At 71.3% G+C, this 23,191-nt stretch carries 21 protein-coding genes; 4 read left to right on the forward strand and 17 right to left on the reverse strand.

Features of this window, described 5'->3' with window-relative positions:
• Positions 1 to 7: 7 nt before the first annotated feature.
• The 12 genes from AB0M62_RS13050 to AB0M62_RS13105 form a co-directional block, all read right to left on the reverse strand.
• Positions 8 to 1,591: an MFS transporter gene (locus AB0M62_RS13050; protein WP_366074240.1), complete on the reverse strand. Its 1,584-nt coding sequence runs from the start codon at positions 1,589 to 1,591 to the stop codon at positions 8 to 10.
• A gap of 86 nt (positions 1,592 to 1,677) precedes the next feature.
• Entirely contained in the window at positions 1,678 to 2,025 is a 348-nt protein-coding gene (locus tag AB0M62_RS13055; protein WP_366074241.1) for a hypothetical protein, read from the reverse strand.
• 57 nt (positions 2,026 to 2,082) lie between these two features.
• The gene (locus AB0M62_RS13060) at positions 2,083 to 2,793 is read right to left on the reverse strand and encodes a GntR family transcriptional regulator (protein ID WP_366074242.1); all 711 of its coding nucleotides are present in this window, start codon (positions 2,791 to 2,793) and stop codon (positions 2,083 to 2,085) included.
• A gap of 40 nt (positions 2,794 to 2,833) precedes the next feature.
• A complete protein-coding gene (locus AB0M62_RS13065) occupies positions 2,834 to 3,781 on the reverse strand; it encodes an ornithine cyclodeaminase family protein (RefSeq protein ID WP_366074243.1) in 948 nt (315 codons plus the stop codon).
• Entirely contained in the window at positions 3,778 to 4,779 is a 1,002-nt protein-coding gene (locus AB0M62_RS13070) for a proline racemase family protein (protein ID WP_366074244.1), read from the reverse strand. The genes AB0M62_RS13065 and AB0M62_RS13070 overlap by 4 nt, the downstream gene beginning before the upstream one ends.
• A gap of 25 nt (positions 4,780 to 4,804) precedes the next feature.
• Positions 4,805 to 5,728 carry a dihydrodipicolinate synthase family protein gene (locus AB0M62_RS13075; protein WP_366074245.1) on the reverse strand — a complete coding sequence of 308 codons (924 nt, stop codon included), beginning with the start codon at positions 5,726 to 5,728 and terminating at the stop codon, positions 4,805 to 4,807.
• 75 nt (positions 5,729 to 5,803) lie between these two features.
• Positions 5,804 to 7,216, reverse strand: coding sequence for an FAD-dependent oxidoreductase (locus AB0M62_RS13080; protein WP_366074246.1), 1,413 nt, complete (start codon positions 7,214 to 7,216; stop codon positions 5,804 to 5,806).
• Positions 7,197 to 7,511 carry a (2Fe-2S)-binding protein gene (locus AB0M62_RS13085; RefSeq protein WP_366074247.1) on the reverse strand — a complete coding sequence of 105 codons (315 nt, stop codon included), beginning with the start codon at positions 7,509 to 7,511 and terminating at the stop codon, positions 7,197 to 7,199. The genes AB0M62_RS13080 and AB0M62_RS13085 overlap by 20 nt, the downstream gene beginning before the upstream one ends.
• Entirely contained in the window at positions 7,508 to 8,677 is a 1,170-nt protein-coding gene (locus AB0M62_RS13090; protein WP_366074248.1) for an FAD-dependent oxidoreductase, read from the reverse strand. Before AB0M62_RS13090 ends, AB0M62_RS13085 begins: the two co-directional genes overlap by 4 nt.
• A gap of 57 nt (positions 8,678 to 8,734) precedes the next feature.
• The gene (locus tag AB0M62_RS13095; protein ID WP_366074249.1) at positions 8,735 to 11,092 is read right to left on the reverse strand and encodes a collagenase; all 2,358 of its coding nucleotides are present in this window, start codon (positions 11,090 to 11,092) and stop codon (positions 8,735 to 8,737) included.
• Positions 11,093 to 11,292: 200 nt separating this feature from the next.
• A complete protein-coding gene (locus AB0M62_RS13100) occupies positions 11,293 to 11,691 on the reverse strand; it encodes a RidA family protein (protein ID WP_366074250.1) in 399 nt (132 codons plus the stop codon).
• Positions 11,688 to 12,812, reverse strand: a complete 1,125-nt coding sequence (locus tag AB0M62_RS13105; protein WP_366074251.1) for an acyl-CoA dehydrogenase family protein — start codon at positions 12,810 to 12,812, stop codon at positions 11,688 to 11,690. Before AB0M62_RS13105 ends, AB0M62_RS13100 begins: the two co-directional genes overlap by 4 nt.
• A 149-nt stretch (positions 12,813 to 12,961) precedes the next feature.
• Between AB0M62_RS13105 and AB0M62_RS13110 the strand changes: the two genes are divergently transcribed.
• Genes AB0M62_RS13110 through AB0M62_RS13120 form a run of 3 tightly spaced genes read left to right on the forward strand, consistent with a single transcriptional unit; the run spans position 12,962 to position 16,225 of the window.
• Entirely contained in the window at positions 12,962 to 14,650 is a 1,689-nt protein-coding gene (locus AB0M62_RS13110) for an AMP-binding protein (RefSeq protein ID WP_366074252.1), read from the forward strand.
• Between the two features lie 4 nt (positions 14,651 to 14,654).
• Positions 14,655 to 15,464, forward strand: coding sequence for a PaaX family transcriptional regulator C-terminal domain-containing protein (locus AB0M62_RS13115; protein ID WP_366074253.1), 810 nt, complete (start codon positions 14,655 to 14,657; stop codon positions 15,462 to 15,464).
• Between the two features lie 20 nt (positions 15,465 to 15,484).
• Positions 15,485 to 16,225, forward strand: coding sequence for a GNAT family N-acetyltransferase (locus tag AB0M62_RS13120; RefSeq protein WP_366074254.1), 741 nt, complete (start codon positions 15,485 to 15,487; stop codon positions 16,223 to 16,225).
• 76 nt (positions 16,226 to 16,301) lie between these two features.
• Here AB0M62_RS13120 and AB0M62_RS13125 read toward each other — a convergent pair whose 3' ends face one another.
• Together AB0M62_RS13125 and AB0M62_RS13130 are read right to left on the reverse strand one after the other, a co-directional pair.
• A complete protein-coding gene (locus AB0M62_RS13125) occupies positions 16,302 to 18,569 on the reverse strand; it encodes a bifunctional salicylyl-CoA 5-hydroxylase/oxidoreductase (RefSeq protein WP_366074406.1) in 2,268 nt (755 codons plus the stop codon).
• A gap of 116 nt (positions 18,570 to 18,685) precedes the next feature.
• The gene (locus AB0M62_RS13130; RefSeq protein WP_366074255.1) at positions 18,686 to 19,513 is read right to left on the reverse strand and encodes an enoyl-CoA hydratase family protein; all 828 of its coding nucleotides are present in this window, start codon (positions 19,511 to 19,513) and stop codon (positions 18,686 to 18,688) included.
• 162 nt (positions 19,514 to 19,675) lie between these two features.
• Here AB0M62_RS13130 and AB0M62_RS13135 point away from each other — a divergent pair, with 162 nt between their 5' ends.
• A complete protein-coding gene (locus AB0M62_RS13135) occupies positions 19,676 to 20,122 on the forward strand; it encodes an ATP-binding protein (RefSeq protein ID WP_366074407.1) in 447 nt (148 codons plus the stop codon).
• Between the two features lie 27 nt (positions 20,123 to 20,149).
• Here the strand turns inward: AB0M62_RS13135 and argF are convergent, their stop codons facing one another.
• From argF to AB0M62_RS13150, 3 genes are all read right to left on the reverse strand, one after another.
• Positions 20,150 to 21,163 (reverse strand): ornithine carbamoyltransferase, encoded by a 1,014-nt coding sequence (gene argF, locus AB0M62_RS13140; protein WP_366074256.1) that lies wholly within the window; start codon positions 21,161 to 21,163, stop codon positions 20,150 to 20,152.
• Positions 21,164 to 21,277: 114 nt separating this feature from the next.
• A complete protein-coding gene (locus AB0M62_RS13145) occupies positions 21,278 to 22,504 on the reverse strand; it encodes an arginine deiminase (RefSeq protein WP_366074257.1) in 1,227 nt (408 codons plus the stop codon).
• A gap of 142 nt (positions 22,505 to 22,646) precedes the next feature.
• The gene (locus AB0M62_RS13150; RefSeq protein ID WP_366074258.1) at positions 22,647 to 23,150 is read right to left on the reverse strand and encodes a hypothetical protein; all 504 of its coding nucleotides are present in this window, start codon (positions 23,148 to 23,150) and stop codon (positions 22,647 to 22,649) included.
• Positions 23,151 to 23,191 lie beyond the last annotated feature (41 nt).

Here is a 23,191-nt window from a genome sequence, read left to right on the forward strand (position 1 = left end):
CGTCGTGTCAAATACCGAGCCCCCCGGTCTTTCTCCCCCAAGAACTTACGGACCCCCGCAGCCCCCCCCCCGGGGGGCGTCCCGGGCCGGCGGGGCGCACCGGCCACGCCAGGAGTGCGATCACGGCGGCGATCACGGTGAAGACGGCCGCCACGATGAAGGCCGCCGAAACCCCGGAGGTGAGAACCTGGTCTCCCCATTGACCGGGGAGCTGCCCAGTGCGCTCGAAGCTCAGGCGCTCCTCCGGCGTGGCCTGGGCCAGGAAGAGCGGCACCTGTTCCTCCGCCTCGTTGTGGCTTGCGGTGCCGAACACCGTGACCAGGATGGACAACCCCAGGGAACCGCCCACCTGCTGAGTGGCGTTGAGCAGTCCGGAGGCTGCGCCGGATTCGTGGGCCGGTACGCCGGAGACGGCCATCAGAGTCAGCGATACGAATTGCATGCCCATGCCCAGGCTGAAGAGGAGCATCGGCCCGAGGACGCTGCCCAGATACGTGGAGTGGATGTCGGTCAGGGTCAGCCAGCTCAGGCCCGCCGCGGCCAGGATCGCGCCGGTCACCATGAACGGCTTCGGGCCGTATCTCGGCAGGAGTCGCGACGCCAGACCGGCGCCGACGGCTATGACTGCGCTGACGGGCAGGAAGGCGAGGCCGGCCTCGAGGGGGCTGAAGTCCAGCACCTTCTGCACGAAAAGCGTCAGGAAGAAGAACATGCCGAAGATCGCGGCGGCAAGGCTCAGCATGATCCCGTACGTGCCCGCCCGGTTGCGGTCGGCGAACATCTTCAGCGGGGTGATCGGTTGTCTCGACCGCCTCTCGACCAGGAGGAAGACCGCGAGCAGCACGATCGCCGCGGCGAACGACCCGAGGGTGAGGCGGTCCCGCCAGCCTTCCTGGGCGGCGCGGATGAAGCCGTAGACCAGCAGGACCATACCGAGGGTGGAGGTCAGCGCCCCGGCAAAGTCGAACCGGCCGGGATGGCGTTCGGACTCTCTGATCCAGCGGGGCGTGGCGAAGACGATGAGAAGCCCGATGGGCACGTTGACGAAGAAGACCCAGCGCCAGTCGAGCCATTCGACGAGCATGCCGCCCGCCAGCAGGCCGATCGCGCCGCCGCCGGCCGAGACCGCGGCGAAGACGCCGAACGCGCGGTTGCGTGCCGGCCCTTCGGTGAAGGTCGTGGTGATCAGGGCGAGTGCGGTCGGCGAGGCGATGGCACCGCCGACGCCCTGGAGGGCGCGGGCGGCGAGGAGTTCGCCGGAGCTCTGCGCCAGGCCGCCCAGCAGCGACGCAAGAACGAAGACCACGACACCGGAGATGAAGACCCGGCGGCGGCCCAGGATGTCACCGGCGCGTCCGCCGAGGAGGAGCAGGCCGCCGAACGTGAGCGTGTAGGCGCTGACCACCCAGGCCAGGCTCGTGGTGGAGAAGTGCAGCGAGCTCTGTATGTGCGGCAGCGCGATGTTCACGATGGTGACGTCGAGGACCACCATCAGCTGGCACGAGGCGATGACGAGAAGGGCAATACCGCTCCCGTCGCCCTTTTCCGGGGCGGCGGTCCGGGAAGTCGGAGTCGGCTGGGAGGTGGCCATGACGAATCGTGCCCACACGAGTGGGTCAGTAGACGGTTCCGTCCACTATCCGACCGTAAGCCCGGGCCGGGCGTGCCACCAGTCGATCAAGCCTGGCCCCGGGACGGCTCGGGGGCCGTCTCGCCGATGAACGCGCGCAGGGCCGCGGACAGCCGCTCCGGCTGGTCCTCCGGGATCAGCGTGCAGCTGTCCTCGATCTCCAGCAGCCTGCCCTGCGGAAGGAGTTCAGCCAGGTGGCGGCCGTGGGCACGGGGCATCATCCGGTCCTCGGCGGCCCGGACGACCAGCGCCGGGCGGTCGAACGTACGCATCCCCTCGGCGGCTTCCAGGACTTCCGTGCTGCGTACGCCCAGGTTGTAGCGGCGGAAGTCGGCACGGATCGCCTTGTCGGTGAGCAGCGGCCGCAGCCAGCCGTCGACGATCTCGTCCGGCATGGGGCGTTTGGTGTTGCACCGATACCGACCGGCAGGCGGCGCAGCGGACGCAGGTTTTTAACGGGCGCCGAGGCGCCGCTTGGGGCGCGGCTCCACCGGTTCGTCACGGCCCTGCGCCCACAGTGAGCGGACATGGCCCAGGTGGCGGGCCATGCATTCTTCCGCGCCCGTTTCGTCACCGGCCAGCATCAGGTCGAGCAACTCGTGGTGTTCCTCGGCGGAGGAGACCAGCAGTCCTCGCTCGGCGAGGCCGGTGAGGCCGTACAGCCGGGAACGCTTGCGCAGATCGCCGACGGTTTCGACGAGCCGGTCGTTCCCGGCCAGCCCCAGCAGGGTGAGGTGGAAGCGGCGGTCGGCATCGAGATAGCCGATGAGGTTGTGCTCGCGCGCGTTCACCACGATCTCCTCGGCGACGGACCGCAGTTGTTCCAGCTGCTCGGGACTCGCGAGCTGAGTCACCCGGCCGACCGTCGGGACCTCGATCATGGCCCGGAGTTCGGTGTACTGGTCGAGGTCGCGCTCGCTGACCTCGGTGATCCGGAAGCCCTTGTTGCGTACGGGTTCGACAAGGCCTTCGCGGGCGAGATCCAGCATCGCCTCGCGTACCGGGGTGGCGGAGACGCCGAAATCGGCGGCGAGGCCCGGTGCGGAGTAGACATTGCCGGGGCGGAGTTCACCGGCGATGAGCGCCGCGCGCAGAGCGTGGGCGACCTGGTCACGCAGGCGCTCCTGGGCGGTGATCAGGCTGCGCTGTGTCAGGTCGCCCATGGCATTTCCTCCGTAATCCGCGAGGTGCCAGCGTACAATGTCACGTTTCGCCGTCGGGTGTGATGGTGCGATGGACGGCAGCCGCGACCGCCAGATCCTCCCAGGCCATGCCCACACTCTTGAACAGGCGGGGACGTCCGGGTGAGGGGGCGACCCGGCCGTTGACGAGATCGGCCAGCGTGCCCGTCACATGGTCGGGGCCGATGGCCCCCTCCGCCTGCGGGATCAGCAGATCCCCGGCCTCGCGCAGGGCAGCGGCGCGGGATTCCACGAACACCGCCGAGCGGCGTACCAACAGGGAGTCGGTCTCCCGGGCGTCCGGTTCGTGCGAGCCGACGGCGACGACAGTGGCGTGGTCCGGGGCCAGCCGCCCGTCGAAAAGCGGCTCGCGCGCGGTGGTGCAGCAGATGACGAGATCTGCGCCGGAGACGTCGGCAGGTGTACCGGTACGCGCGTCAAGGCCGAGCCCGCAGGCGTACACGACCAGCGCGTTGGCCGGTTCGTGGCTGCGGCCGACGACCGTCACCGTGGCCAACGGCCGCTCGGCGCGGGCCGCGTCCAGATGTCCGTACGCCTGCGGACCCGCCCCGAAGAGGAGCAGGTGCGCGGCGTCCGGCTCGGCCAGGTGCCGGATCGCCACCGCGGAGACGGCCGGGGTGCGCAGGGCAGTGAGTGCCGCCCCGTCCAACAGCGCGAGGGGCAGCAGCGTCCGGCCGTCGAGCAGGAGGTAGCTCCCCGTGATCCGGGGCAGGCCGCGCCCCGGGTTGGCCGGGGCGACACCGGCCACCTTCACTCCGGCGTACGTTCCGGCCGCCGCGGGCATCAGCAACAACTGCCCCGCCGGCACGATGACGTTGACGCGCGGAGGGCAGGCCTCCGGGTCGACTCCGGCCCGGAGCGCGGCAGCCACTGCGTCGGCCGCCGCGACCGGGCCCAGCAGGCGCGCGACGGCGTCCGCGTCCAAGAGGACCACTCCGTGCTCACTCACAGGAGGAAGCCTGCGGGGAACGGATCGGAGGGGTCCAGGAAGTACTGGGCCGTGCCAGTGATCCAGGCGCGGCCGGTGACAGTCGGGACGACGGCGGGCAGCCCTCCGACGCTCGCCTCGGCGATGAGCCGTCCTGTGAACTCGGTGCCGATGAAGGACTCGTTGACGAAGTCCTGGCCGAGGGGCAGTTCACCGCGGGCGTGCAGCTGCGCCATCCGGGCGCTCGTCCCTGTTCCGCAGGGCGAGCGGTCGAACCAGCCCGGATGGATGGCCATGGCATGCCGGGAGCGTACGGCGTCCGAGCCGGGGGCGGTGAGACAGACATGCTTGACGCCGGTGATCCGCGGGTTCTCGGGATGGGTGGGGCGGTCGGTGGCGTTGATGGCGTCCATCACGGCGAGGCCGGCGGCGAGGAGGTCGTCCTTGCGGGCGCGGTCGAAGGGCAGGCCGAGGGCGTCCAGTGAAACGAAGGCGTAGAAGTTTCCGCCGTATGCAATGTCATACGTGACCGTGCCGTGTCCGGGGACATCCACCTTGTGGTCGAGCGCGACGCAGAACGACGGCACGTTGGTGAGCGTGACGGCCTGCGCCGCCCCGTCCTCGACCTGTACGTCCGCTACGACCAGTCCGGCGGGCGTGTCGAGGCGTACCGTGGTGACCGGTTCGGACACGGTCACCATGCCGGTCTCGACGAGGACGGTGGCGACGCCGATGGTCCCGTGTCCGCACATCGGCAGCAGCCCGGACACCTCGATGTAGAGCACGCCGTAGTCGGCGTCCGGCCGGGTGGGCGGCTGCAGGATGGCGCCGCTCATGGCGGAGTGTCCGCGCGGCTCGTACATCAGCAGGGTGCGTACGTGGTCGAGGTGTTCGGCGAAGTACTGCCGGCGCTCGGCCATCGTGGCGCCCGGGATGACACCGACACCGCCGGTGATCACGCGGGTGGGCATGCCCTCGGTGTGCGAGTCCACCGCATGGTAGACGTGGCGCGTGCGCATGGGTCCCCTTTCTGGCGGCTGCTTGCTACTGCAGGCCTTCGGCGAGCGCCTTCTCGGTAGCGGCGCGCACGGCTGCCTCCGCCTCCCCGGCGAGTGCGAGGCGCGGCGGCCGGACCGGACCGCCGGGACGGCCCACCAGGTCCATGGACAGCTTGATCGCCTGCACGAACTCCACCTTGGAGTCCCAGCGCAGCAGCGGGTGCAGGGACTTGTAGAGCGGCAGAGCCGTGGTCAGATCGCCGGCCGTGGCGGCGCCGTAGAGGGCGACGCTCGCGGCGGGAAGGGCGTTGGGGTACCCGGCGATCCATCCGACCGCGCCCGCGAGGGCGAGTTCGAGCAGGACGTCGTCGGCGCCGATCAACAGGTCCAGTTCGGGCGACACTTCCGCGATCTCGTAGGCGCGGCGGACGTCGCCGCTGAACTCCTTGACCGCGACGATGCTGCCGTCCCGGTGGAGCTGCGCCAGGAGGGCGGGAGTCAGATCGACCTTGGTGTCGTAGGGGTTGTTGTACGCGACGACGGGCAGGCCGGCCCTCGCCACCTCGGCGTAGTGCGCGCGAACAGCGCTGTCCTGGGCGCGGTAGGCGCTGGGGGGAAGCAGCAGAACCGATCCGGCGCCCGCTTCGGCGGCCTGCTCCGCCCACCGGCGGGACTCGGCGCTGCCGTAGGCCGAGACGCCGGGCATGACGCGGGCGCCGTCCCCCGCCGCGTCGACCGCGGCACGGACCACTCGGGCGCGTTCGTCGTCGGTGAGGGTCTGGTATTCGCCCAGGGAACCGTTGGGCACGACGCCGTCGCAACCGGACGCGATGAGCCAGGCGACGTGTTCGCCGTAGGCGTCGTAGTCGATGGAGAGGTCGTCCCGCAGGGGCAGGGCGGTGGCGACCATGATCCCGTGCCATGGACGGACGCGGGGACGGCGCTGCGCGTCGCTGGACTCACTGGTCATTGCAATGACTCCCTGATGTGAGATGTGACATTTTACGAAGCGCCGCAAGGAGCCCACAAGAGCCCCTTGCGCTGATCAGTCGTCAGTGGGCAGTGCGGCGAGGTGCTTCAACGGCACCGGGCAGGAGAGCGGCCGCAGGTCCTGGGACGGCTCCGTCCCCGCCAGCCGCGCCACGGCCGGGCCGCACATCCGGCCCTGGCACCACCCCATGCCGGCGCGCGTCAGCAGCTTGACACTCCGGGCGTCCCGAGCCCCGAGGTCCGCCACCGCCTCCCGGATCCTTCCGGCCGGGACCTCCTCGCAGCGGCACACCTCCGTGGTGTCGTCCAGCCAGTCGGTCCAACCGGGACCGGGCCGGTGCGCGGCTGCCATCGCGTCGGCGAAGGCACGCAGCCGCGTCCGGCGCCGTGCGAGAGCCGCCGTACGCCGGGAACGCGCGATGCCGAGCAGCTCGTACGCCACGGAGGCGGCGGCGATCTCCCCCTCGGCGAGGGCGAGCGCCGCGCCGCCGACGCCTCCGGTCTCCCCCGCCGCCCAGACGCCGGGTACGGAGGTTCGCTGGTCGGCGTCCAGTTCCAAAGCGAGGCCGGCGTCGGGGGTGCGACGGGTGGCACACCCCAGGGCGGTGGCCAGTTCCAGCTGCGGTACGAGGCCGTGCCCGACGGCCAGCGCGTCGCACGGAATGCGCAGGCCGGTGCCGGGGAGGGCCCGCCAGTCGCCGTCGAGGCGGGAGACGGTGACGGCCTCCACACGGTCGGTGCCGTGCGCGGCGGTGACCGCGTGCCGGGTGAGCAGCCGTACGGAGTGCCGCAGCAGGCCTGCGCCGTGCACCACGCCCTCGGCGAACTTGCCGGGGTTGCGTACGAGCGCGGGGGCGTCCCGGGCGTAGCCCGTGTAGTCGGCGGCCTCGACCACGGCGGGCACCCGCGCGCCCGCGGCGGCCAGCGTCCCCGCGACGGCGAGCAGCAGCGGCCCGCTGCCGGCCACCACGATCCGCTTCCCGGGCAGCACCAGACCGGACTTGAGCATGGCCTGGGCGCCACCCGCGCCCACCACACCGGGCAGGGTCCAGCCGGGGATGGGCAGTTGGCGCTCGTACGCGCCGGTGGCGAGCAGTACGGCGGATGCCCGTACGGAGGCGGGGGTCTCGTCGGGGCCGGCGACGGCGTGCAGGTGCCATGCGGTCGCTCCGCGGACCACGGTCCACACATGGTGCGAGGGGAGGTGTGTGACCTGGCCCGTCGCACGGTGCCGGGCGAGGCGTCGGGCACGTTCGGCGAACTCCCGCCACCCGTGGTGCAGAGCCTGTGGCCGGGCGGCGCCGAGGCCGGGGGCGGGGTGGCGGTAGTACTGGCCGCCGGGGCGCTCTCCGGCATCGATCAGGACGACGCGCAGCCCGAGGTCGGCCGCGGTGACGGCCGCCGTGAGCCCCGCGGGTCCGGCTCCGACGACGGCGAGCTGGGCGGGTTCAGACGGCGAGGTGGCCATGGCCCGTACCCTCCTGGCTGGACACTTCGTCCCCGGGTCGGGCCTGGACGAGGCAGGCGCGTCGGCCGGGCCGGCCGTTGACGGTGACCAGGCAGTCGAAGCAGGAGCCGATCCCGCAGAAGGCACCGCGCGGCGCGCCGCCCTTGCGGGTGGTCCGCCAGGCGAGGATGCCGGCGGCCCAGAGCGCGGCGGCGACGCTCTGGCCGGGCAGCGCGGTGAGGGGGCGTCCGTCGAACGAGATCTCGTACGGCGGCCCGGGCTCTGCCCGTACGAGTGCGGCGGGGGTGCTCGTCACTGTGGGTCTCCTGCCTGCTGGAAACGCGCGGGGCTGAACGGGGCCGGGTCCAGGGCCGCAAACCTCTCCTCCCGCAGCGCGGCGGTGATCAGCAGCCCGGTGGCCGGGGCGAGCCCGATTCCGGCGCCCTCGTGCCCGCAGGCGTGGAAGAGCCCCGGCACGTGCGGGTCGGGGCCGATCGCGGGGAGATGGTCGGGCAGATAGGGCCGGAACCCGTGGTAGACGCGCATCACCCGTACGTCGGCGAGGACCGGGAAGAGCGCGGCGGCCTGGGCGGCGAGGCGGTGCAGGGCCTCGGTGGACAGGGTCCGGTCGAAGCCGACGCGCTCGCGGGTGGCGCCGATCAGCACCGGGCCCGCGGGGGTGCCCTCGACCACCGCCGAGGACTGGAGAGCGGCGGAGCCGCTTGCGACGTCGGCGATGTAGTCGGCGGCGTACACCTTGTGGCGTACGACGCGCGGCAGGGGTTCGGTGACGAGCACGAAACCGCGGCGCGGCAGGACGGGCAGTTCGGTACCGGCGAGTCGCGCGAGGGCGCCGGCCCAGGTGCCGGTGGCGTTGACGACGGCAGGGGCGAGGAGTTCACCGCGTGCGGTGCGTACGCCGCGGATGTCGCCGTGGGGGCCGGTGAGCACCGCCTTGACCTCATCGCCGAGGCGGATGTCGGCGCCGGCTCGGCGGGCCGCGCGGAGCAGTTGGGCAGTTGCCTGGGCAGGCTGGACCTGTGCGTCCTGGGGGTAGTGGCAGCCGCCGGCCAAGCCGGGTGCCAGGTGGGGTTCGAGTTGGTGCAACCGGTCGGCGGGGACTTCGTACGCCTCGACGCCCGCGCCGCGCTGGCCCTCGGCGAACATGCGCAGGGCAGCGAAGGCGGTCTCGTCGGGTGCCACGACGAGACCGCCTTTGGCCTCGTGTTCGGCCTCCGGTGGGAGGACCTGCGCGAGCTCGCGCCAGAGTCCGATGGACAGCAGCGCGAGGTCGAGCTCGGGGCCCGGCTCCTTGTCGGAGACGAGCACATTGCCCTCCCCGGCGCCGGTGGTGCCCGCTGCGACGGGACCTCGGTCGACGACGGCAACGGCGAGTCCGGAGCGGCTTGCGTAGTAGGCGCAAGCCGCTCCGACGACACCGGCACCGATGACGACGACGTCCGGGGAGTGTCTCGTGGTCACGACAGTAATATGTCACATTGCTCTGCCATGGCCAAGACCACACACCGCAGTCCCGTCTCAGCTTCTCAGCGGCCCGTCGCAGGAGTAAGTGGCGGTTCCCGCACGGCCATTGGTCCAAATGTCGACCGGACCGAAAGAGCAGTTCATGTCGGCGAAGTTGTCGCCGCCGCCTTCGCTGCGTTCCAGGACGAAGTAGTCCACGGTCTCGGCCACGTCCTTGAAGACGAGGTCGGGGCTGGCTGCGTCGGCGAGGGTGGCGGTGATCAGCCCGGTGCACATGAAGCGCGGCCTGCCCGTGGGGTCGGGGGTGTTGCGGCAGTCCGGCGTGTTCTGCGTGGAGGCGGCGAAGGCCGCCCGGATCTCGTCGGCGCTCGCGTGCCGCAGCGTCGCCGTCGGACGGAAGGTCGTGTGGGGCACGAACAGCTCGTCCACTTTGGCGATCTGCGCGTCGAGAAAGGCGTCGTATCCCCGCTGCAGGGCCGGGTCGGAGCCCAGCCGGTCGCGCCAGGCGTCGAAGGCCGCGGGGTTGTCGGCGCGCAGGTGTCCGTACATGCCCTGCAGGAGCGCGGGCCGTTCACGCCACAGGAACTCGAAGAACGTGCCCGCGTACGAATAGAACCGGAAGCCGTCCCCGTCGTACGTGGCGTGCAGCAACTGGTCGACCGTCATCCGCGGGCGGTCCCCTGCCGTGTCCGTGATGACGCTGCGGACCAGCGACTTCCGGACGGCGACGCCGTCGTCGCGGGTCGCCCCGCCGAGGAACTCCGCCGTTCCCTCGTCCATGGCGGTGGTGCGATCGCCGGCGTACCACGGGCCTTCACCGAAGTAGCCGGGCACGGCGAATCGGCCGTTGAGGTAGTGCACGTACTCGTGCCGGAACAGCTCCTCGAGCGTCAGGGACGAGTCCTGCGGCACCCGGCGCTGGTAGGTGTAGAAGGTCGCGCCCCGCTCGATGTAGATACCGCCGTTGTCCGTGCCCATGCCGGTGAGGATCGGGTGGTAGGTCTCGTAGTCGGACCGCGACGCGTACAGCACGACGTGCAGACTTGCGTTGGTGTCCCCCGTCAGCGGCCGGTCGGTGCCGACGATCCGGTGGAACTGCGCCTTGACCTGCTTGCTCGCGTAATAGAGCTGGTCGACGGTGGCGCGGTCGAGGCCGGTGCGGACCTTGATGGCTCCGTTGTCGTAGGTGTGGGCGTACGGGAAGATCCGCCGTTCGATGTCCGCCCTGCAGACGCGGTGGGGGGCACAGGCGTCGTAGTGGTTCAGCCAGGAGACGAGCGCGGCCCAGGGCTTGCCGCCCGTACCGAAGTTGCGCTCGGCCGGATCGAGCAGCGCACCGAGGTCGGGCACGATCGCGGAGTGGAGGGCTGGAATCTGGCCGAAGCGACCGTACTCGCCGAGGGCGTCTCGCACGACCCACTCGTTGGCGGTGCCCTTGAGGTGGACGAACCCGGCGAAGGACTTGAAGGCGTTGCGGTACGAGGCGTTCTGCGTGACCACCGTGTGGAAGGCGGTGTCCCTGTTGCCCGGGTAGACCCCCAGGTAGTTGACGGAGAGGGCGGCGAGGGCCGCGCCGCCCCAGGCGGCGTCCTTGTAGGTGGTGGTGTGGTACCGGTCCAGGGTGGCCAGCACCTTTTTGATCAGCCCGAGCTGGGAGTGGCGCAGGCCGGGGGCGCCGGCGGCGTAGAGGGCTTCACGCAGGGTGTCGGCGTTCGACCGGGTGACGTTGAAGGTGCGGGGTGCCGTTCCGAAGGCGTGGACGGCCCGCCGAATCGTTTCGACGGTCGGGATGTCGGTCAGGTCGATCTCGTCCCGCGAGAAGTCGTGGTACGCGACGGCGTGCAGGTACGTGAACATCTCGTACAGCCGGCTGCCGTTCCTTGCGTCGTGGGACGGGGCGAGCGCGGATGCCCGGCGGGCCACGGCCTGGACGTGGGCGTCCGACATGACCGGTACGAGACGTGCGTCCCACTGCCATATGAGGGAGCGCAGACAGCCGTCGGCGGTGACGGCCGGATCAGCCAGGAAGTCGGCGAACCGCTCGGTGCCGAGACCGGTGACAGCGTCGAGGGTGCAGGGGACACCGGCAGCCGACAGCGAGGTGGAGGGCGTGGGGGCGGGGGCGGTCCGGGGGCCGGGGATGCGGCCCTGGGCGGTCTCACCACGGCCGGGCGCGGGGGCCGGACTGGGGGTGAACTTCGGCGCTCTTGCGAGGCGTTCGACCTCGTCGAAGGGGTCGCTCCCCGGGACGGCCTGGGGGGTGGCCACTGCTGCTGCGGGTCGGGCGGCGAGGCCGGCGGGTTCGTCGGCGGGGCCTTCGTTGGCATGGACGGTCTGCGCGACGGTCGCGAGGATTGTAGCCGCGGTGATGCCGGCTATCAGGGATGTACGCACGGATCTGGGCTGGGACACCGGTTGCTCCTGAGGGAGGCGGAGGGGGGTGTGCAGCGGTGCGGAATGCGATGGCATGGCGCGCGAAGTCCCCGGCGCGCGGCGCGAGTTGACCGGGTGCCCACCATGTGACCCATAACATAGTAATGTGAAATTGCACTGACAACCCGTATGCAGTCCCTATCTCCGGACGTCCGTTCCCCCGGGGGTCCCGCGGCAGGTCAGGGCAGTACCGCGAAGCCGTCCAGCTCGACCATCGCCTGCTCGTCCCAGAGCCGGGCCGCCCCGATCACCGCCATCGCCGGATAGTCGCGGCCCGCCAACCGCCGCCAGATGGCGCCGAGTTCCGAGGCGTGGGCCCGGTACGCTGCCACGTCGGTCGCGTAGACGGTGACGCGGGCGAGAGCGGCCGGGGTCCCACCGGCCACGCGCAGGGCGGTCAGCAGATTGGTGAGGGCGGTCTCGAACTGGGCGGGCAGCGTCTCACCCGTCACCTTGCCGTCCCGGTCGAGCGCCGTCTGCCCGGCCAGGAAGACCAGACGGCTGCCGGTGGCGGTGACGGCGTGCGAGAAACCGGTCGGCGGGGACAGTTCGGCAGGGTTGATGCGCTGCAGGCTCATGCGTACAACTCCTTGGCGATGATGGTGCGCTGGACCTCGGTGGCGCCTTCGTAGATACGAGGGGCGCGCACCTCGCGATAGAGGTGTTCGAGGAGGTGGCCACGCTGGAGGGCGCGGGCGCCGTGCAGTTGGACGGCGGCGTCCACGACGTACTGCGCGGTTTCCGTGGCCAGGAGCTTCGCCATGGCGGAACGCTGTGCGACATCGGGGGCTCCGCCGTCGTACGCGCAGGCCGCCGCGTATACGAGGAGCCGGGCCGCCTCCGTGCGGGTGGCCATTTCGGCGACGCGGTGGGCAACGGACTGCAGTGCCTTCAGCGGGCCGCCGAACGCGGTACGGCCGGCGGTATGAGTGAGGGTGGCGTCCAGTGCGGCCCGGGCCATGCCGACGGCGAACGCGCCGACGCTCGGACGGAAGAGGTTCAGGGTGTTCATGGCGACGCGGAACCCGCGGTCCGGCTCGCCGAGTACGTCGGCCCGGGTGACCGGGACGGCGTCGAAGGTGAGGGCGCCGATGGGATGCGGGGAGAGCATGTCGAGTGGGGCACCGGTCAGTCCGGGACGGTCCGCCGGGACGAGGAAGGCGGTGACTCCGCGGGCGCCGGCGCCCTCGGTCGTCCGGGCGAAGACGGTGTAGAAGTCGGCCTCGGGGGCGTTGGAGATCCAGCACTTCTCGCCGGACAGCCGCCAGCCGCCGTTCGCGCCTCCCCCGGGAGCCGGGTCCGCGTGCAGGGTGAGGGCGGCGGCGTCCGACCCCGCGCCGGGCTCGCTGAGCGCGAAGGCGGCCACGGCGCGGCCGGCCATCACCTCGGGCAGCCAGCGCTCCCGCTGTCCGGCCGTGCCGGATTGCACGATCGGGTACGTGCCGAGACCCTGAAGGGCGAGGGCGGTCTCGGCCTCGGTGCACGCGTACGCGAGCGATTCGCGCATGAGGCAGAGGTCGAGCGCCCCGGATGTGAAGAGGCGTTCGAGGAGGCCGAGTTCGCCGAGGGCGGCGATCAGCGGGCGGTTGACGCGGCCGGGCTCACCCTTCTCCGCGAGGGGATGCAGTCGCTCGGCGGCCAGCGCGCGCAGCTCCGCACACCATTCCTGCTGTTCCGGCTCCAGCGCGAATCCGGGCATCGCCCGCCCCTCTCTTATCGCGAACTGTTGACTGTCGTCACCATCACGATACGCTCGTTCCGCGACCGCACGGCCGGCCCAGCCCACGGGGTCTGGGGATTCTTCCCCCCAGAAAACACAACGGACCGTCGCAAGGGGGCGAATCCGCCTTGAACCTCAAGCCTTCGGCGCACACGGACACTTTCCCGCGCGACCATCTGCCGCCGGTCGACCAGTGGCCCGAGCTCGCGTTCGACTTGCCCGGGTTGCGCTACCCCGACCGGCTCAACTGCGGGGCCGAGCTGCTGGACCGCACGGCCGAACGGTTCGGCACGGACCGGCCCGCCTTCCGGACCGCCGCGGGCCTGGTCTGGACGTACGGAGAGCTGCAGGGCCACGTCGACCGGATCGCGCATGTGCTGACCTCCGATCTGGGGGTGGTGCCGGGGAACCGGGTCCTCCTGCGCGGACCCACCACTCCGTGGCTCGCCGCCTGCTGGCTCGCGGTGATGAAGGCGGGAGGCGTGGCCGTCACCGTGTTGGCGCAACAGCGCGCCGCCGAGTTGGCGACGATGTGCGAGATCGCACGGGTCGGCCATGCGCTGTGTGACATTGCAACGGTCGACGACCTGGCGAAGGCGGAAGTGCCGGGGCTGCGCATCACCGCGTACGGCGGAGACGCGCCGGACGACCTGCTACGCCTCGCGGCGGGCAAACCCGAGCGGTACGCGGCGGTGGAGACGTCGGCCGACGATGTCGCGCTGATCGCCTTCACGTCCGGGACGACAGGGCGCCCCAAGGGCTGTATGCACTTCCACCGCGATGTACTGGCTGTCGCCGACACCTTCTCCCGGGAGGTGCTGCGCCCCGGGCCGGACGACGTGTTCGCGGGGAGCCCGCCGCTCGGCTTCACCTTCGGGCTCGGCGGCCTGGTGATCTTCCCGATGCGCGTGGGTGCTTCAGCGCTGCTGCTCGAACAGGCCGGCCCCCGGCAGCTGCTGCCCGCACTGGCCGAGCACCGCGTCTCGGTACTGTTCACCGCGCCGACCGCGTACCGCGCGATGCTGGACGATCTCGGCCCGTCCCACGCACCGCACGACACCCCGTCCGACGGACAGCAGGCAGGCCACCACGCGGGCCACCGCGACGGCCGGCACAACGGGCAGTACGACATCAGCGCCCTGCGGCGCTGCGTGTCGGCAGGAGAGAACCTGCCCGCCGCCACCTGGCAGAGCTGGCACGAGCGCACCGGGCTGCGCATCATCAACGGCATCGGCGCGACCGAACTGCTGCACATCTTCATCTCCGCGGCGGACGAGGCGATCAGACCCGGGACGACCGGCCTTCCGGTGCCCGGCTGGGAAGCACGCGTGGTCGACGGGGCGGGCCGGCCGGTGCCCGACGGTCAGCCGGGGCTGCTCGCGGTGCGCGGGCCGGTCGGCTGCCGCTACCTGGCGGACGCGCGCCAGCGCGAGTACGTGCGGCACGGGTGGAATGTCACAGGTGACACCTACGTCCGCGAGCCGGACGGCTACTTCCGCTACGTGGCCCGCGCCGACGACATGATCATTTCGGCCGGCTACAACATCGCCGGACCCGAGGTCGAGGAAGCGCTCCTACGGCACCCGGACGTGCTGGAGGCCGCGGTGGTCGGGCGGCCCGACGAGCGGCGCGGCCAGATCGTGGTGGCGTACACCGTGCTGCGGGAGGGCGCCGAGCAGTCGGCGGAGAGCCTGAAGGACTTCATGCGGTCGGAACTCGCCCCGCACAAATGCCCGCGCGCGTTCGTCTTCCTGGGCGCCCTGCCGCGCACCGCCACCGGGAAACTGCAGCGCTTCCGGCTGCGGGATCTAGAGTGACCACGTGGCCGAGCAGCACACACCGCGATCCCTGATCGTCACCTACTACGGCGCCTACGGACGCGCGTCCGCGGGCTCTGTCCCGGTGGCCGCCCTCGTTCGGCTGCTGGGGACGGTGGGTGTCGACGCCCCGTCCGTACGCTCCTCCGTCTCCCGGCTCAAGCGCCGCGGCTTCCTCGTCCCGGGCCGTACGGAGGAGGGTGCGGCGGGCTATGCACTGTCCCCCGAGGCCCGCCAGCTCCTGGACGACGGCGACCGGCGCATTTACGACCCTCCCACGCCGCAGTTGTCCGAGGGCTGGGTGCTCGCAGTCTTCTCCGTGCCGGAACAGGAGCGGCACAAGCGGCACTTGTTGCGCTCCCGGCTGGCCCGGCTCGGCTTCGGGACGGCGGCACCCGGCGTCTGGATCGCTCCCGCGCGGCTGCACGACGAGACCCGGCACACCCTTGAGCGGCTGCATCTCGGGTCGTACGTGGACCTGTTCCGCGGTGACCACCTCGGCTTCGCGCCGACAGCCGAGGCGGTGGCGCGCTGGTGGGACCTGGCGGCCGTCGCCAAACAGCACGAGCAGTTCCTGGACCTGCATGAGCCGGTACTGCGCTCCTGGCAGGCGGGACGGACGGTCACGCCCGAGGACGCCTACCGGGACTATCTGCGGGCCCTGGACTCCTGGCGGCAGTTGCCGTACGCGGACCCGGGCCTGCCCGCAGAGCTGCTGCCGGCGGGATGGCCGGGCGGCAGGTCGGCGGCCGTCTTCGGTGAGCTGCACGCCCGGCTGCGGGACGCGGGAGCGGAGTACGTCCGGTCGTCGTGACCGCCCGCAGGACCGACCGGGTGGCAAACTCGATTGGCCGAGCCGGGGACGGCGCCGTGGCGGGTGTGGTGCTGTGGACACCACCGCATCCGGTGCTGGTCGGGACCGCGCCGCCGGAATCGGTGGTTCCGCTGGCGCGGGCACTCCACGCACACGGAGCCGCCAGTTTCAACGCCGAGCGCGCGACCGCGCGGGCCCTGGCCGCCGCATGGCAGCGGCACACCGGCGCGGCACCGGTCACCGCCATGGAACAGCGGCTCCACCGCCTCGACCGGCTGACCCCGCCCGAACCCGCGCCCGCAGGCAGCTCACGGTTGGCCACGGTGGCCGACCGTGAGCTGCTCGTCGAGTGGCTGCGGGCGTTCGGGCGGGCCACCGGCCAGTCCACCTCGACCGTCGAGGAGCACGTCGAGGACCGCCTCGGTTACGGCGGGCTGACGGTCTGGGAGGACGGAGGCACGCCGGTGTCCCTGGCGGGAGCCGTCCGCTCCCCAGGCGAAACGGGCGGGACAGGCGGGACAGGCGGGACGGGCGGGACGGTCCGTATCGGAACCGTGTTCACGCCCGAGGAACACCGCGGCCACGGCTACGCGGCGGCCGTCACCGCGGAGGTCAGCCGCGCGGCACTGGCCGCGGGTGCCGCGGAGGTCCTGTTGTTCACGGACCTCGCCAACCCGACGAGCAACGGCGTGTACCGGCGGATCGGTTACCGGCCCGTGGCCGACTGGCTGCTCGTCACAGCAGAGCCGGCCGGGTCCTGAGCGAGGAAGCCGGACGGGCGTGGCCGGCCGGGCACGGAGGCCCCGGTGCGGTGCGGTTCCGAGGTCTGGGCGGGCCTCAGTTCAGTGTGAGCCGCGGCTTCGGGCCGTCCGTGCGGCCCGTCGGAGGTTTGCGGCTGCCCGCCCGATACGGGAGTGGCCAGGGGGCACCCGGGCCCGTGTAGTTCTGGTCGGCCGCGGCGTGCAGCGTCCAGTGGGGGTCGTACAGATGCGGGCGGGCCAGCGCGCACAGGTCGGCGCGGCCCGCCAGCAGCAGTGAGTTGACGTCGTCCCAGGAGGAAATGGCCCCCACCGTGATGACGGGGACGCGAAGTGTGTTGCGGATCCGGTCGGCGTACGGGGTCTGGTACGAGCGGCCGTACTCGGGACGCTCGTCCGGTACGACCTGGCCCGTGGAGACGTCGATCGCGTCGGCCCCGTGGGCGGCGAAGGCTCGGGCGATCTCCACGGCGTCCTCGGCGGTGTTCCCGCCGGCCGCCCAGTCGGTGGCGGAGATCCGGACGGTCATCGGCCGGTCGGCCGGCCAGAGGTCGCGTACCGCGTCGAAGACTTCGAGGGGGAAGCGCAGCCGGTTCTCGAGCGGGCCGCCGTACATGTCGGTGCGCCGGTTCGTGAGCGGGGAGAGGAAGCCGGAGAGAAGGTAGCCGTGGGCGCAGTGGAGTTCGAGGAGGTCGAAGCCGCAGCCGGCGGCCTTCCGGGCAGCTTCGGCGAACTGGTCGCGGATGTCGTCGAGCCCGGCCCGGTCGAGTTGTTGCGGGACCTGGCTGACGCCGGGCCGGTACGGGATCGCGGAGGCGGCGGTCAGGGGCCAGTTTCCGTCCTCCAGCGGCTGGTCGATGCCTTCCCACATCAGCCGGGTCGAGCCCTTGCGTCCGGAGTGGCCGAGCTGGATGCCGATCGCCGTGCCGGGAGACTGCTGGTGGACGAAGGCGGCGATCCTCTGCCAGGCGGCTGCCTGTTCGGGGGTGTAGAGGCCGGCGCAGCCGGGGGTGATACGGCCCTCCGGACTGACGCACACCATCTCGGTCATCACCAGCCCGGCTCCGCCCAGGGCGCGTGCGCCGAGGTGGACGAGGTGGAAGTCACCGGGGACGCCGTCCTCGGCGGAGTACGTGTCCATGGGCGAGACGACGACCCGGTTGCGCAGGGTGAGTCCCCGCAGCCGGAACGGGGTGAACATCGGCGGAGTGCCAGGTGGGCAGCCGAAGTCCCGCTCGACCGCCTCGGTACAGGCGGGGTCACGCAGCCGCAGGTTGTCGTGGGTGACGCGGCGGCTGCGGGTGAGGAGGTTGAAGGCGAACTGGTGGGCCGGCTGGTCGAGGTACGTCGGCAGCTCCTCGAACCAGCGGAGGCTGGCGGCGGCGGCCCGCTGTGTCGACTCGACGACGGGCCGGCGCTCGGTCTCGTACGCGGCGAGGGCGGCGGGCAGGCCGGGTTGTTCCTGGATGCAGGCGACGAGTGCGAGGGCATCCTCGACGGCGAGTTTGGTGCCGGAGCCGATGGAGAAGTGGGCGGTGTGGGCGGCGTCGCCGAGCAGCACGGTGTTGCCGTGCGACCAGCGCCGGTTGACGACGGTGCGGAACGCGGTCCAGGTGGACTTGTTGCCGCGCAGCGGGCGGCCGCCGAGCGCGTCGGCGAAGATCTTGGCGCAGCGCTCCGCGGATTGCTGCTCGTCGCATTCGTCGAGGCCGGCGGCCCGCCAGACCTCCTCACGCATCTCGACGATGACGGTGGAGGCACCGGTGCCGTACGGGTAGCCGTGCAGTTGCATCACCCCGTGCTCGGTCTCGGCGATCTCGAACCGGAAGGCGTCGAAGGCGAAATCGGCGGCAAGCCAGATGTAGCGGCAGCGGTGGGTGGTGACGCGGGGCGCGAAGATGTCGGCGTGCGCCTCGCGGGTGAGGCTGTGCACGCCGTCGGCCGCGATCACCAGGTCGTATGCCGTGGACAGTTCGGCTGCGGGTGGCGCCTCGGTGCGGAAGCGGAGGTGTACGCCGAGCGACCGGCAGCGCTCGTGCAGGATTTCCAGCAGCCGGCGCCGGCCGAGGGCGGCGAAGCCGTGGCCGCCGGAGGTGACGGTGCGGCCGCGGTGGACGACGTCGATGTCGTCCCAGCGTACGAACTCCTCCTGCAGGGCACGGTAGACGGCCGGGTCGGCGTGCTGGATGCCGCCGAGGGTCTCGTCCGAGAGGACGACGCCGAAACCGAAGGTGTCGTCGGGGGCGTTGCGTTCCCAGACGGTGATGTCGCGCTCGGGGCCCAGTCGTTTGAGGAGGGCCGCGGCGTAGAGGCCGCCCGGCCCGCCGCCGATGACGGCGACGCGCATGGCGGTGCCCGGGGCAGGGGCAGGGGCAGGGGCCGGGTCCAGGGCGGGGGCCACGGCCTGGGCTTGAGCCGGCGCTCGGGCCTGGCCGCGGGCTTGGGCTTGGGCCGGGGGCATGCCTATCTGCCCTGCCACGTGGGCGGCCGCTTCTCGGTGAACGCGGCATGGAATTCGGCGTAGTCCTCGCCGTTCATGAGAAGCGCCTGCGTCGCGGCGTCCAGCTCTACGGCGGCGGCGAGGGGCATGTCGAGTTCGGCGGTGAGCAGCGCCTTGGTCTGTGCGTACGCCAGCGCCGGCCCGTCGGCGAGACGGCGGGCGAGGTCTTCGGCCCGGGTGTCGGTGTCTCCCTCGTCCACCAGCTCGCTGATCAGGCCGATCCGCTCGGCCTCGGGGGCGCGTACCGTTTCGCCGAGCATGAGCAGCCGGGTCGCGTGGCCGAGTCCGACCACGCGTGGCAGCAGGTAAGCGGCTCCCATGTCGCCACCGGAGAGTCCGACCCTGGTGAAGAGGAACGCGAAGCGTGCGGTGGGGTCGGCGATACGGAAGTCGGCGGCCAGGGCGAGGACTGCGCCGGCGCCCGCGGCGACGCCGTGGATGGCTGCGATCACAGGGAAGGGGCATTCGCGCAGGGCCCGTACGACCTGGCCGGTCATCCGGTTGAAGTCGAGGAGCTGGGCGGTGTCCATGGCGAGCGTCGCGCCGATGATCTCGTCGACGTCGCCGCCCGAGCAGAAGCCACGCCCTTCGCCGCCGAGTACCAGGGCTCGCACGGACCGTTCGCGGGACAGTTCGGCGAGGAGGTCACGCAAATCCGCGTAGGCGCCGAAGGTAAGGGCGTTGAGCTTCTCGGGCCGGGCGAGGGTGACGGTGGCGACGCCGTTGTGCCTGGTGAGCCTCAGGTGCCGCCATTCTTCGGTGCGGGGCGCGGAACCGGTGAAAGGGCTCATGGAGATGCGGCCTCCTTCGTCGGAAGGGCTGCGGGCTGCCGTCCGGAGACTCAGCAAACCGTATCACCGTAGCGTGACCGCCGTCACGAGCACGCAATAAGGGGACCCGGACGACGAGCCGATATGCGCGCTCCGTATGGTTGAAAGCAGCATTTCTTGACATTGAACGGACCCGCCTTGCCCGACCCGACGCCCGGCCCGGCCGCGTGGCGCATCACGCTGCCCCACACCACTGCCGCCGTGCCCCTCGCCCGTGCCCTGGTGCGTACGGTGCTGGCGGATGTCGAGACGCCGGCGGACAGCGAGACCGCGGAGCTGCTCACGGCGGAACTGGTCGCCAACGCGGTGGAGCACACCTCGGGCGACTCCCCCATAGGGCTGGTGGTCGAGATGCTGCCGTCGGGCTGCCAGGTCGAGGTGCACGACGACGACCCCGAGCCGCCGGGCGACCTCACTCCCCCACTGCCGGACTCGATGCCCGACCCGTGGCAGGAACACGGCCGCGGGCTACTGCTGCTCCGCTCTCTCAGCTCGGCGTGCGGTCACCGCCGCACCGCCGACGGCAAAGCGGTGTGGTTCACCCTGCCGGCGCGCCCGCAGCCGGCCTGAACTACTCCCCCGCGCCTTCGCCCGCGGTCACGACCCTTCCGGGCCCGCCATCGTCGCGACCATGACGGCCTTGATGGTGTGCAGCCGGTTCTCCGCCTCGTCGAAGACGACCGAGTACGCGGACTCGAAGACCTCGTCCGTGACCTCGAGCGAGGTCAGGCCGTGCCGCTCATGGATGTCGCGGGCGACCTGAGTACCGAGGTCGTGGAACGCAGGCAGGCAGTGCAGGAACTTCACCGCGTCGTTCCCGGTGGCGCGCAACACGTCCATGGTGACGGCATAGGGCGCGAGGGCTTCGATGCGCTCGTCCCAGACATGCTTGGGCTCCCCCATCGACACCCACACGTCGGTGGCGACGAAGTCGGCGCCGGCCACCCCTTCGGCGACATCCTCGGTGAGGGTGATCCTGGCGCCGCTCACCTCGGCGGCCTTGCGGGCCCGCGCCACGACCTCTTCGGCCGGCCAGTACGACTTGGGGGCGACTATCCGTACGTCCATCCCGAGCAGCGCGCCGGTGACCAGGTAGGAGTTGCCCATGTTGAAGCGCGCGTCACCAAGGTAGGCGAAGGCGAGCAGTTCCAGCGGCTTGCTGGTGTGCTCGGTCATGGTGAGCACGTCGGCGAGCATTTGGGTGGGGTGCCAGTCGTCGGTGAGCCCGTTGAAGACGGGGACTCCCGCGTATGCGGCCAGCTCCTCGACGGCGTCCTGACTGTCCCCGCGATACTCGATGCCGTCGAACATCCGGCCGAGGACCCGGGCGGTGTCCTTCACCGACTCCTTGTGACCGATCTGGGAGCCCGAGGGGTCGAGATACGTGGTCGAAGCTCCTTGGTCGGCGGCGGCGACCTCGAAGGCGCAGCGGGTACGGGTCGAGGTCTTCTCGAAGATCAGGGCGATGTTCCGGCCCCGCAGCCGCTGGACCTCGGTGCCCGCACGCTTGGCCGCCTTGAGTTCGGCAGCGAGTTCGATCAGGCTGCGGAACTCGGCCGCAGTGAAGTCCAGCTCCTTGAGGAAGCTGCGGCCTGCGAGGTCGGTCGCCATGGGGCGCTCCTAGGTCACGAGTACGAAGACCATGGAAGTCTATACGACACTCTGCATTGCTATACGGCCCCTTTGTGATCTCGGGAGGTGGCGATGCGACTGGACGGCGTCGCGCTAGACCGCGTCGCGCTCGACCGGACAGCTCATGCACCGGGGCCCTCCACGCCCCCGCCCCAATTCGCTGCCACGGATCTCAATCACCTCGATGCCCTGCTTCCGCAGGTGCGTGTTGGTGGTGACATTGCGCTCGTACGCCACCACCACCCCGGGCTCGACCGCCAGCACGTTGCAGCCGTCGTCCCACTGCTCCCGCTCTGCCGCGTGCACGTCCTGCGTCGCCGTCAGTACGCGGATCGAGTCCAGGCCGAGGGCGGCCGCGATGGCCCGGTGCATGTGCTCGGGCGGGTGGTCGGTGACCTTCAGCTCCCGCCCGCCGTCGCCCGGTTCGATCGTGTACGAGCGGAGCATGCCCAGCCCCGCGTACTGGGTGAACGTATCGCCGTCGACCATCGTCATCACCGTGTCCAGGTGCATGAGCGCCCGCCGCTTCGGCATGTCCAGCGCCACGATGGTCTTCGCGGAGCCTGCCGCGAAGAGGCCGCGCGCCAGCATCTCGACCGCCTGCGGGGTGGTGCGCTCACTCATCCCGATCAGGACCGCTCCCCTGCCGATGACCAGCACGTCGCCGCCCTCGATGGTGGAGGGATAGTCGGACAGGCCTTCCGACCAGTGGTGGAACGCGCCCGACCCGGTGAACAGCGGGTGGTGACGGTAGATCGCCTCGAAGTGCACGGTCTCCCGCTGCCGGGCGGGCCACCGCATGGCGTTGATCGACACGCCGTCGTAGATCCATGCCGATGTGTCCCGGGTGAAGAGATGATTCGGCAGCGGGCCCAGCAGGAAGTCGTCCAGATCCATCACATGGAACCGTACGGACGTCGGCTCCTGGTGGTGCTCCAGGAACTCACGCTTGGTCATCCCGCCGACCAGCGCCTCGACGAGCGCGGCGGCCGGCAACTCGTCGAACGCGGCGCGCAGGTGGTCGGTGGCCAGCGGCCCGTATTCCTTCTCGTCGAAGACCCGGTCGAGTACGAGCTTGCGTGCCTCGTGGATCTGGAGCGCCTCGCGCAGTAGATCACCGAAGAGATGCACCTCGACGCCGCGGTCGCGCAGTACGTCGGCGAACCCGTCGTGCTCCTGACGGGCCCGTCGCACCCACAGCACGTCGTCGAAGAGCAGTGCGTCCTTGTTGCTCGGGGTGAGCCGCTTCAGCTCCAGATCGGGCCGGTGAAGGATGACGCGGCGCAGCCGCCCGGTCTCGGAGTCGACATGGAATCCCATGAGGACCACGTTCCCAGAGACCGCCCGGTCACGTGCCCCAACGGCACCTTTCCCGCCCAGCGGCTGTGGGCGGGAAAGGGTACGCGAGGCGCGGATCGCTCAAACCGGTCCGCGGGTCGCCCGAGCCGACGCCCGAGCCGACCTAGAGAATCCGGAAGACGCCGGCCGGCTGACCGCGAAGCGTCGGAGGGATCAACCCGGCCTCCGGCGCGACCAGGTCGGGGAGGCCGGCGTCGCCCCGCCGCGGCGGCGACAGCGGTGCGTCCACGGACGCACCGGGACTCTGCGCCCGCAGCGCCATCGGGGGCGTCGAGGCGATTGTCGTGACCTCCTCGGCGTGTCCGACCAGACTCGGTACCGGGGCGTCGACCAGGGTCGGCGGCAGCTCGGTGGTCACCGGAAGCGTCGGAAGGATGTGCTCCGGCAGCAGTCGGCCCGGATGGTGGCGTGGGGGCTCGACCGGGCCGGCCTCCGGTACGGGTACGCCGGTGCTCAGCGTGGGCAGGGGCATGCCGAGCGGCCTCTCGAGCGCCTCGAGCGGCACATTGACCGGCCGGTGCTCCCCGGCCGCGGCAGGCGTCACCGCCCCCGCCGCGGCCATACACGTCATCAGCGCCGCAAGGCTCCCGCGCGCGGTCATCTTCATACTGCACTCCGTCCCTTCCACGATTCACGGACACTCCGCCG

Source organism: Streptomyces sp. NPDC051219, from assembly GCF_040682335.1.
Classification (GTDB): domain Bacteria; phylum Actinomycetota; class Actinomycetes; order Streptomycetales; family Streptomycetaceae; genus Streptomyces.

Coding starts and splice junctions, on each gene's coding strand:
- AB0M62_RS13050 (WP_366074240.1), bottom strand. CDS start 1,591: ATGGCCACCTCCCAGCCGACTCCGACTTCCCGGACCGCCGCCCCGGAA.
- AB0M62_RS13055 (WP_366074241.1), bottom strand. CDS start 2,025: ATGCCGGACGAGATCGTCGACGGCTGGCTGCGGCCGCTGCTCACCGAC.
- AB0M62_RS13060 (WP_366074242.1), bottom strand. CDS start 2,793: ATGGGCGACCTGACACAGCGCAGCCTGATCACCGCCCAGGAGCGCCTG.
- AB0M62_RS13070 (WP_366074244.1), bottom strand. CDS start 4,779: ATGCGCACGCGCCACGTCTACCATGCGGTGGACTCGCACACCGAGGGC.
- AB0M62_RS13075 (WP_366074245.1), bottom strand. CDS start 5,728: ATGACCAGTGAGTCCAGCGACGCGCAGCGCCGTCCCCGCGTCCGTCCA.
- AB0M62_RS13080 (WP_366074246.1), bottom strand. CDS start 7,216: ATGGCCACCTCGCCGTCTGAACCCGCCCAGCTCGCCGTCGTCGGAGCC.
- AB0M62_RS13100 (WP_366074250.1), bottom strand. CDS start 11,691: ATGAGCCTGCAGCGCATCAACCCTGCCGAACTGTCCCCGCCGACCGGT.
- AB0M62_RS13105 (WP_366074251.1), bottom strand. CDS start 12,812: ATGCCCGGATTCGCGCTGGAGCCGGAACAGCAGGAATGGTGTGCGGAG.
- AB0M62_RS13125 (WP_366074406.1), bottom strand. CDS start 18,569: ATGCGCGTCGCCGTCATCGGCGGCGGGCCGGGCGGCCTCTACGCCGCG.
- AB0M62_RS13130 (WP_366074255.1), bottom strand. CDS start 19,513: ATGAGCCCTTTCACCGGTTCCGCGCCCCGCACCGAAGAATGGCGGCAC.
- argF (WP_366074256.1), bottom strand. CDS start 21,163: ATGGCGACCGACCTCGCAGGCCGCAGCTTCCTCAAGGAGCTGGACTTC.
- AB0M62_RS13145 (WP_366074257.1), bottom strand. CDS start 22,504: ATGGGATTCCATGTCGACTCCGAGACCGGGCGGCTGCGCCGCGTCATC.
- AB0M62_RS13150 (WP_366074258.1), bottom strand. CDS start 23,150: ATGAAGATGACCGCGCGCGGGAGCCTTGCGGCGCTGATGACGTGTATG.